Raw genomic sequence first — 9,058 nt, 5'->3', positions numbered from 1 at the left:
GGCCCGGACCCAGCCGCGGGGGGCGGGGTCCGGGCCCGGTGGCGCGGTACGCCGAGAGGGCGCGCGCGAGGGGTCGGGCGCGAGGGGTCAGGCGCCGGCGGGGGCCTCGCCGGCCGGGGCGGCCGGGGCGTCGCGCAGCAGGCAGGTGAGGCGGGCGGTGCAGACCCGGCGGTCCTGCTCGTCGCTGATCACGATCTCGTACGTGGCGGTGGAGCGGCCCCGGTGCACCGGGGTGGCGACGCCGGTGACGATGCCGGACCGGGCGCCGCGGTGGTGGGTGCAGTTCAGGTCGACGCCGACGGCGATCCTGGTGATGCCGCCGTGCAGCATCGCGCCGACGGAGCCGAGGGTTTCGGCCAGTACGGCGGAGGCTCCGCCGTGCAGCAGGCCGTAGGGCTGGGTGTTGCCCTCGACGGGCATGGTGGCCACGACCCGGTCGGCGGAGGCCTCCAGGATGCGGATGTCCATCCGCTCGCCGAGGTGGCCCGCCGAGAACAGCGAGGGCAGGTCGATGCCCAGGGCCGTGTACTCGTCGAGGACCTCCTGCGGGAACTTCACAGCGTGCTGCTCGCCCATGGGCCGGCTCCGTTCGTCAACGCTCGTTAACCATCTTGTCCTGGGGTCGTTCTATCAGGCCGGTTCGAAGCGCACGACGACGGACTTGCTCGCCGGGGTATTGCTGGTGTCCGCGGTGGAGTCGAGCGGGACCAGCACGTTGGTCTCGGGGTAGTAGGCGGCCGCGCAGCCCCGGGCCGTCGGGTAGTGCACGACGCGGAACCCGGGCGCCCGCCGCTCCACGCCGTCCTTCCACTCGCTCACCAGGTCCGTGTAGGCGCCGTCGGCCAGTCCGAGCTCCGCCGCGTCCTCGGGGTTGACCATGACGACGCGCCGCCCGCCGGTGATGCCCCGGTAGCGGTCGTCGAGGCCGTAGATCGTGGTGTTGTACTGGTCGTGGCTGCGCAGGGTCTGCAGCAGTAGCCGCCCCTGCGGGACCCGGGGGTACTCCACGGCGGCGGCGGTGAAGTTGGCCCTGCCGGTCCGCGTCGGGAAGCGGCGCTCGTCGCGGGGGGCGTGGGGGAGGGTGAAGCCGCCGGGGCGGGCCGCGCGGGCGTTGAAGTCCTCGAAGCCGGGCACCACCCGGGAGATCCGGTCGCGGACGGTCGCGTAGTCGCGCTCGAACTCCTCCCACGGCGTCCTCGACGCCCGGCCGAGGACCGCGCGGGCCATGCGGGCCACGATCGCGGGCTCCGACAGCAGGTGCGGGCCGGCGGGGGCCAGGTTGCCGCGGGAGGCGTGGACCATGCCCATGGAGTCCTCGACGGTGACGAACTGCCGACCGGCGGCCTGGACGTCCTTGTCGGTGCGGCCGAGGGTGGGCAGGATCAGGGCGCGCCGGCCGGTGACCGCGTGCGAGCGGTTCAGCTTCGTGGAGACGTGCACGGTGAGGCGGGCGCGGCGGATCGCGGCCTCGGTGACGTGGGTGTCGGGGGTGGCGGCGACGAAGTTGCCGCCCATGGCGAAGAGCACCTTGGCCCTGCCGTCGCGCAGGGCCTGGATGGAGCGGACGACGTCGAGGCCGTGGTGGCGGGGGGAGGTGATCCCGAATTCCCGGTCGAGGGCGTCGAGGAAGGCGGGCGCGGGGCGTTCGAAGATCCCCATGGTGCGGTCGCCCTGGACGTTGGAGTGCCCGCGGACCGGGCAGACCCCGGCGCCGGGCCGGCCGATGGCGCCGCGCAGCAGGAGCAGGTTGACGACCTCGCGGATGGTGGCGACGGAGTGCTTGTGCTGGGTGAGGCCCATGGCCCAGCAGACGATGGTGCGCTCGGAGGCCAGGATCATGGCCAGGGCGTGCTCGATCTCGGGCCGGGTCAGGCCGGTGGCGGTGAGGGTCTCGGCCCAGTCCGCCTCCTTGGCGGCGGCGGCGAACTCCTCGTAGCCGTGGGTGTGTTCGCGGATGAAGTCCTCGTCGGTGGCGCCGTCCGCCTCGATGACCAGCTTGTTCAGCAGGCGGAAGAGGGCTTGGTCGCCGCCGATGCGGATCTGCAGGAAGAGGTCGTTGAGGGCGGTGCCCTTGAGCATGCCGAGCGGGCTCTGCGGGTTCTTGAACCGTTCCATGCCCGCCTCGGGCAACGGGTTCACCGAGATGATCTTCGCGCCGGCGGATTTGGCTTTCTCCAGGGCGGAGAGCATGCGCGGGTGGTTGGTGCCGGGGTTCTGCCCGGCCACGATGATCAGGTCGGCCCGGTGGAGGTCTTCGAGGGAGACGCTGCCCTTGCCGACGCCGATCGTCTCGGTCAGCGCGGAGCCCGAGGACTCGTGGCACATGTTGGAGCAGTCGGGGAGGTTGTTGGTGCCGAACTCGCGGGCGAACAGCTGGAAGAGGAACGCGGCCTCGTTGCTGGTGCGGCCCGAGGTGTAGAAGAGGGCCTCGTCGGGCGAGTCCAGCGCGGTCAGCTCCTCGGCGATCACCTCGAAGGCCCGCTCCCAGGTGATCGCCTCGTACCGGTCGCCGCCCTCGGGCAGGTACATCGGGTGCGTGATGCGGCCCTGCTGGCCCAGCCAGTACCCGGAGCGGCCGGCGAGGTCGGAGAGCGGGTGCGCGGCGAAGAATTCGGGGGTGACCCGGCGCAGGGTGGCTTCCTCGGCGACGGCCTTGGCGCCGTTCTCGCAGAACTCGGCGGTGTGCCGCTTGTCGCCCTCGGGCCAGGCGCAGCCCGGGCAGTCGAAGCCGTCCTTCTGGTTGACCTTGAGCAGGGTCCGTGCGGTGCGGGCGACGCCCATCTGCTGCTGGGCGATCCTCAGTGTGTGCCCGATCGCCGGCAGCCCGGCGGCGGCGTGCAGCGGGGGCGCGACCTGAGGCGCGTCCTGGATCGGATCACCTGCGGGCGGCTTGGCGGCCATGTCGCTCCCCTTCGAGCTGTCTGCGCGTACACCTCCGATCCTGTCACGGTCCGCTGACATCGCCGACGCCGGAATTGTCGGCGGGGGCGCCTAGGATCGGGGGCGTGGCAGATTCAGCATCGAAGAAGACCGACCAGACGACCGCAGCGGGCCGCCCCCGCCTGATGCTCATGGACGGGCACTCCCTGGCGTACCGGGCGTTCTTCGCGCTGCCCGCGGAGAACTTCACGACCGCGACCGGCCAGCCCACGAACGCCATCTACGGCTTCGCGTCGATGCTGGCGAACACGCTGCGCGACGAGGCGCCCACGCACTTCGCGGTGGCCTTCGACGTCTCGCGCAAGACGTGGCGGTCCACGGAGTTCCCCGAGTACAAGGCGAACCGCTCGAAGACCCCCGACGAGTTCAAGGGGCAGGTCGAGCTGATCGGCGAGCTCCTGGACGCGATGAAGGTGCCCCGGTTCGCGGTCGACGGCTTCGAGGCCGACGACGTGATCGCGACGCTGGCGACGCAGGCGGAGGCCCTCGGCTTCGACGTGCTGATCGTCACCGGTGACCGGGACTCCTTCCAGCTGGTCTCCGAGCACACCACGGTGCTGTACCCCACCAAGGGCGTCTCCGAGCTGACCCGGTTCACGCCGCAGAAGGTCGAGGAGAAGTACGGCCTCACGCCCCAGCAGTACCCGGACTTCGCGGCGCTGCGCGGCGACCCGTCCGACAACCTGCCGGGCATCCCGGGCGTCGGCGAGAAGACCGCCGCCAAGTGGATCACGCAGTTCGGGTCGTTCAAGGAGCTGGTGGAGCGCGCCGAGGAGGTCAAGGGCAAGGCCGGGCAGAACTTCCGCGACCACCTCGACGCGGTCAAGCTCAACCGCGTCCTGACCGAGATGGTCAAGGACGTCGAGCTGCCCCGTACGCCCGCCGACCTGGTCCGCGCGCCGTACGACCGGGCCGCGGTCACCGGTGTCCTGGACGTACTGGAGATCCGCAACGCCTCGCTGCGGGAGCGGCTGCTGGCCGTGGACCCGGGCGCCGCCGAGGAGGCGGCCCCCGCCCCCGTCGCGGCCGGTGTGGAGCTGGACGCCTCGGTGCTGGGCACGGGCGAGCTGGCGCCGTGGCTGGAGAGCCACGCGGGCGCGCCGCTCGGCGTCGCCACCGCCGACAGCTGGACGCTGGGCACGGGCCGGATCACCGAGGTCGCGCTGGCGTCGGCCGGCGGCGCCGCCGCCTGGTTCGAGCCGTCCGCGCTGGACGAGGCCGACGAGCGCGCCTTCACGGCCTGGGCGGCGGACCCGGCCCGGCCCAAGGTCGTGCACAACGCCAAGGGCCTGATGCGGGTCTTCCCGGAGCACGGCTGGAGCCTGGCCGGCGTCGCCATGGACACGGCGCTCGCCGCCTACCTCGTCAAGCCGGGCCGCCGGTCCTTCGCCCTGGACGTGCTGTCCATGGAGTATCTGCACCGGGAGCTCGCGCCCGCCGCCGCGGACGGCCAGCTGGCCTTCGGCGCCGACGACACCGCGGAGGCCGAGGCGCTGATGGCGCAGGCCCGCGCCGTGCTGGATCTGGGCGACGCCTTCACCGGCAAGCTCGCCGAGGTCGGCGCCGTCGAGCTGCTGCACGACATGGAGCTGCCGACCTCCGAACTGCTCGCCCGGATGGAGCGGGCCGGTATCGCCGCCGACCGCGAGCACCTGGAGGCCATGGAGCTGCAGTTCGCGGGCGCCGTGCAGCAGGCGGTGAAGGAGGCGCACGCGGCGGTCGGCCACGAGTTCAACCTCGGCTCGCCCAAGCAGCTCCAGGAGGTGTTCTTCGGCGAGCTGGACCTGCCGAAGACGAAGAAGACCAAGACCGGGTACACCACGGACGCGGACGCCCTGGCCTGGCTGGCCAAGCAGACCGACCACGAACTCCCGGTGATCATGCTGCGGCACCGGGAGCAGGCCAAGCTGCGCGTCACGGTCGAGGGCCTGGTCAAGACCATCGCCGTCGACGGCCGGGTGCACACCAGCTTCAGCCAGACCGTCGCCGCCACCGGACGGCTGTCCTCCACCGACCCCAACCTGCAGAACGTGCCGGTGCGCACCGACGAGGGCCGCGCCATCCGCCGCGGGTTCGTCGTCGGCGAGGGCTACGAGTCCCTCATGACCGCCGACTACAGCCAGATCGAGCTGCGCGTGATGGCCCACCTCTCCGAGGACGAGGGCCTGATCGAGGCGTTCGCCACCGGCGAGGACCTGCACACCACGGTCGCCTCCCAGGTGTTCGGGGTGGAGCGGTCCGCCGTCGACGCCGAGATGCGCCGCAAGATCAAGGCCATGTCGTACGGGCTGGCCTACGGGCTGTCCGCCTTCGGGCTGTCCCAGCAGCTGAACATCGAGCCGGCCGAGGCGCGCGGGCTGATGGACACCTTCTTCGAGCGCTTCGGCGGGGTCCGCGACTACCTGCAGCGCGTCGTGGACGAGGCGCGGGCCACCGGCTACACGGCGACGATCTTCGGCCGCCGCCGCTACCTGCCGGACCTCAACAGCGACAACCGGCAGCGCCGCGAGGCCGCCGAGCGGATGGCGCTGAACGCGCCGATCCAGGGCACGGCCGCCGACATCGTCAAGGTCGCGATGCTGCGCGTGGACCGGGCGGTCGCCGAGGCCGGGCTGGCGTCGCGGATGCTGCTCCAGGTCCACGACGAGATCGTGCTGGAGATCGCCCCGGGTGAGCGGAAGGCGGTGGAGGAGCTGGTGCGCCGCGAGATGGGCGCCGCCGTGGAGCTCCGCGCACCGCTGGACGTGTCCGTGGGCGTCGGCCCCGACTGGGAGTCCGCCGCGCACTGACCGGGCGCCGCCCCGGCCCCCGGCGGACGTATGGTTCGCCGCGCGCCCGCCCCCGCCGCCCTCACGCGGTGGGGGCGGGCGTCCGCGTGTCCTGGTCCCCGCTGCGGCGGTCGCCGTCGCGGTGGCGCAGCCGTACGAGGGCGCCGTACAGCAGCAGGGCCACGGCCAGGCCGCCGCCCGCCCCGAAGCAGACCGTCGGGATGATGTCGAGGGGGGTGCGGATCCGGTCGAAGAAGGTGAGCCAACGAAGCACGCGCAGCGTGATTCCCGCCGCCACGCACACCGCGACCAGCGCCAGCGCGCCCAGCACCTCCGTGCGGCCCAGGACCGGCACGGACGCCGGGGCGGGGCAGTCCGGCAGCCGCCGCAGCGCGGTCACGGTGAACCAGGCGACCGCGCAGGCCGCCGCGGCCGAAGTGCCGTACTGGAGGTAGGAGTAGAGGGGCAGGCCGAGGGCGAAGGGCTCGCCGAGGGCCGGCAGCGCCCGGGTGCCCCAGCGGCCCGGGTGCGTGAAGCTGTCCCACACGACGTGCGTGAACGAGCCGGCGACCGCGGACAGGTAGAACCACAGGGCCAGCGACGGCACATGCCGGTCGCGCCAGTGCTCGCCGCGGAGCAGGGTGTGCGCCCGGCCGCGCCGGCGCGCCGGCAGCAGCGCGATCAGGGGCTCGCGCAGCAGCAGCCAGCAGGCCGCGAGGGCGGCCGTGAGGAGGGCGTCCACGGTGAGCACGCCCAGCGGCGAGTGGGTGAGCGCGCCGTGGCGCATGGCGCCCTGGACGACGGCGTCGGCGAAGTACACGGTGTCGGGCGCGAACGACCCGAGGACCAGTGCCGAGGCGACCAGCGGGCCCCGCGCACGGCCGGTGCGGCGCAGCGCCGGCAGTACGGCGGCCGCGTGGCTGAGGGTGAACGGCACGGCGTGGCTCCCGGGTTGCTCGGCGTCCGCACAGTATGCGCGACCTGCGCGACCCGCTTCCGCGTTCTTGACGCGTGCGGCCGGGACAGCGTCACGTGCCCCGGCGGAGCCGGCAGCTGCGGCTACCCCTGACGAGGCGGACGCACGGACGGTTCTCATCTGGCGTCGGCGTTGCTACGGTGCCTCCGCCCTGACGCCCTATCAGATTCCGGAGGTCCGGCATGCGCGCACTCGTCGCCGCCGCCAGCGGGCTCGCCCTCGCGGTGCTCCTCGCCCTCGCCGTCACGGCGCTCGGGACCACCGAGGGCAAGACCTCCCCCAAGCCCCTGCTCACCACCGCGCCCGCCGCGCCCGGAAAGTAGAGGAGGGCCCGGCCATGCGACGCAGAGCGAGCCTCGTCCTGCTGGCCCTCGCCGTGTTCTGCGCGGCCCTCGCCCCGCTGCTGCGCTGGTACGCGTACCCGCGCCTGGCGAAGATCCCGCCCAACCAATACCAGGAGGTGGTGCTGGAGGCGAAGGACGCGACCCTCCTCGACTACTTCGACGGCATGAGGCCCAAGAAGGTGGACAAGGTCACCATCGTCCAGACCCTCAAGGGGAACGTGGAGGCGTCCCGGGAGATCGAGGCGAGCGCGGGCCGGGACGTCGTCGTCTGGGACACCCTGTCCCACATCATCGGCCCGGACGGGAAGACGGTCTCCCAGATCCCCGAGCGCTACATCTTCGACGCGCACACCCAGGACCCGGTGCACGCCACCGGCGAGATGGTCGACGGCGACCCGGTCCGGCGCGAGGGCATCGAGTTCAAGTGGCCGTTCTTCACCGAGCCGCGCGACTACCTGTACTTCGACGCGCAGACCCGCACCTCCTCACCGATCCACTACGTCGGCCCGCGGACGTTCAAGGGCATGGACGTCCACTACTTCGAGCAGGACATCCCCTGGACCAAGGTGCCCATGCCGAAGAAGATGCCGATCGAGGGCATCGACCCGGCGACGATCGAGGCGACCACCGGCACCACCCTCTGGTACACGGCCAAGGCCAGGTTCTGGGTCGACCCGGTGACCGGCGCCCCCGTCAACGCCGAGCAGGACATCCAGCAGGAGATGCGCGGCGGCATCGCGGCGAGCGGACCCGACGGCCGGCTCACCGCCTTCGCCGGGCACGTGACCATGCGCGAGGACTACAGCGACCACACCGTCGCCCTCGTCAAAGCGAACCGTACGAAGGTCCTCGCACTGCACACCTACGCGCCGCTCGGGCTGACCGGCGCCGGGATCGTCCTCCTCGGCTGCGCGCTGTGGCTGGAGGCGCGCGGACGCGGCCGGCGCGCCCCGGACGAGGAGCTCAGCGCCTGAGGCGGGCGTTGGTGTGGCGGGTGGGCTCGGCCGTCGCCGGATCCTCCGGCCAGGGGTGCTTCGGGTAGCGGCCGCGGAGCTCGGCCCGGACGGCGCGGTAGCCGCCCCGCCAGAAGGAGGCGAGATCGGCGGTGACGGCCGCCGGCCGCCCGGCGGGCGACAGCAGGTGCACCAGCACCGGCACGCCGGCCACCCGGGGGGTCTCGGCCAGCCCGAACAGTTCCTGGAGCTTCACGGCGAGCACCGGCTGCTCACCGGAGTAGTCCACGCGGATCCGGGACCCGCTGGGCACCTGGAGCCGCTCCGGAGCCAGCTCGTCCAGTCGGGCGGCCTCGCCGGTGGCCCACGGCAGCAGCCGCCCCAGGGCCTGGCCCGCGTCGATCCGGCCCAGATCGGCGCGCCGCCGGGCCCGGGACAGTTCGGGCTCCAGCCAGTCGTCGACCCGGTCCAGCAGGGCGCCGTCCCCCGCCACGTCGGGCCAGCCGCCGCCGAGCACCCGGTGCAGGAAGCCCAGCCGGGCCCGCAGCGAGCGGGCGTCCTCGGACCAGCGCAGCAGGTCCAGCCCCTCCGTGCGGAGCCCGTCCAGCAGGGCCGCCCGGACGCGTGCGGGGGCGGGGGCGCGCAGGGGCCGCGCCGCGAGTTCGATCGCCCCCAGCCGCTGGGCGGCGCGGGCGACGACGTCCCCGTCCTCCCAGCGCACCTCCTCGCCGTCCGTGCGCAGGTGCCCGGCGGCGGCGAGGGCGGTGCCCTCGTCGACGACGGCGGCCAGCCGGATCCGGGCGGAGGCGTTCTGGGCGGCCCGGTCGGCGACGGCCACGGCCAACCAGGCCGCGCCGCGCAGCCCGGATCCGTCACCCGGCTCGGCCCCGGTCCCGGACGCCATCAGGAAGGCTCCCCCGCCCCTGGCCCGCGCGACACGCTCCGGGAAGGCCAGGGCCGCGACCAGCCCGGCGGCGGCGTCGTCGGTCGCTCCGGCGGCGCCGCCGCCCGGGGCCCGCGGGCTGTCTCTTATAAACATCACCGAGCCCAACAGACCAATTACAAACTCGTATTCCC

7 protein-coding genes are annotated in these 9,058 nt (G+C 73.2%); 3 read left to right on the top strand and 4 right to left on the bottom strand.

What is annotated here, in order from left to right; genetic code table 11:
• Positions 1-87: 87 nt before the first annotated feature.
• Positions 88-576: a PaaI family thioesterase gene (locus ACFWUQ_RS30240; RefSeq protein WP_384544381.1), complete on the bottom strand. Its 489-nt coding sequence runs from the start codon at positions 574-576 to the stop codon at positions 88-90.
• Between the two features lie 54 nt (positions 577-630).
• Complete coding sequence (locus tag ACFWUQ_RS30235) at positions 631-2,901, bottom strand: FdhF/YdeP family oxidoreductase (protein WP_384544379.1); 2,271 nt, start codon at positions 2,899-2,901, stop codon at positions 631-633.
• A 104-nt stretch (positions 2,902-3,005) separates the two neighbouring features.
• Here ACFWUQ_RS30235 and polA point away from each other — a divergent pair, with 104 nt between their 5' ends.
• On the top strand, positions 3,006-5,729 hold the full coding sequence (gene polA / locus ACFWUQ_RS30230) for a DNA polymerase I (RefSeq protein WP_384544377.1): 2,724 nt from the start codon (positions 3,006-3,008) through the stop codon (positions 5,727-5,729).
• 61 nt (positions 5,730-5,790) lie between these two features.
• Here the strand turns inward: polA and ACFWUQ_RS30225 are convergent, their stop codons facing one another.
• Complete coding sequence (locus ACFWUQ_RS30225) at positions 5,791-6,645, bottom strand: DUF4184 family protein (protein WP_384544375.1); 855 nt, start codon at positions 6,643-6,645, stop codon at positions 5,791-5,793.
• 221 nt (positions 6,646-6,866) lie between these two features.
• Here ACFWUQ_RS30225 and ACFWUQ_RS30220 point away from each other — a divergent pair, with 221 nt between their 5' ends.
• Both ACFWUQ_RS30220 and ACFWUQ_RS30215 read left to right on the top strand, forming a co-directional pair.
• Positions 6,867-7,007, top strand: a complete 141-nt coding sequence (locus ACFWUQ_RS30220) for an SPW_0924 family protein (protein WP_384544373.1) — start codon at positions 6,867-6,869, stop codon at positions 7,005-7,007.
• Between the two features lie 14 nt (positions 7,008-7,021).
• The gene (locus tag ACFWUQ_RS30215; protein ID WP_384544371.1) at positions 7,022-8,002 is read left to right on the top strand and encodes a DUF3068 domain-containing protein; all 981 of its coding nucleotides are present in this window, start codon (positions 7,022-7,024) and stop codon (positions 8,000-8,002) included.
• On the opposite strand, the gene ACFWUQ_RS30210 is transcribed toward ACFWUQ_RS30215, so the two are convergent.
• Positions 7,992-9,058 (bottom strand): ATP-dependent helicase C-terminal domain-containing protein (locus ACFWUQ_RS30210; protein WP_384544369.1); only part of this gene is annotated, 1,067 nt, incomplete at its 5' end. The genes ACFWUQ_RS30215 and ACFWUQ_RS30210 overlap by 11 nt on opposite strands.

The sequence above is a fragment of the Streptomyces sp. NPDC058662 genome (assembly GCF_042716255.1).
Classification (GTDB): domain Bacteria; phylum Actinomycetota; class Actinomycetes; order Streptomycetales; family Streptomycetaceae; genus Streptomyces.
This window is presented reverse-complemented; position numbering and strand designations above follow the sequence as displayed.

Excerpts from the sequence above, each read along its gene's own strand:
- ACFWUQ_RS30240 (WP_384544381.1), bottom strand. The coding sequence starts at position 576 with ATGGGCGAGCAGCACGCTGTGAAGTTCCCGCAGGAGGTCCTCGACGAG.
- ACFWUQ_RS30215 (WP_384544371.1), top strand. The coding sequence starts at position 7,022 with ATGCGACGCAGAGCGAGCCTCGTCCTGCTGGCCCTCGCCGTGTTCTGC.
- ACFWUQ_RS30220 (WP_384544373.1), top strand. The coding sequence starts at position 6,867 with ATGCGCGCACTCGTCGCCGCCGCCAGCGGGCTCGCCCTCGCGGTGCTC.
- ACFWUQ_RS30235 (WP_384544379.1), bottom strand. The coding sequence starts at position 2,901 with ATGGCCGCCAAGCCGCCCGCAGGTGATCCGATCCAGGACGCGCCTCAG.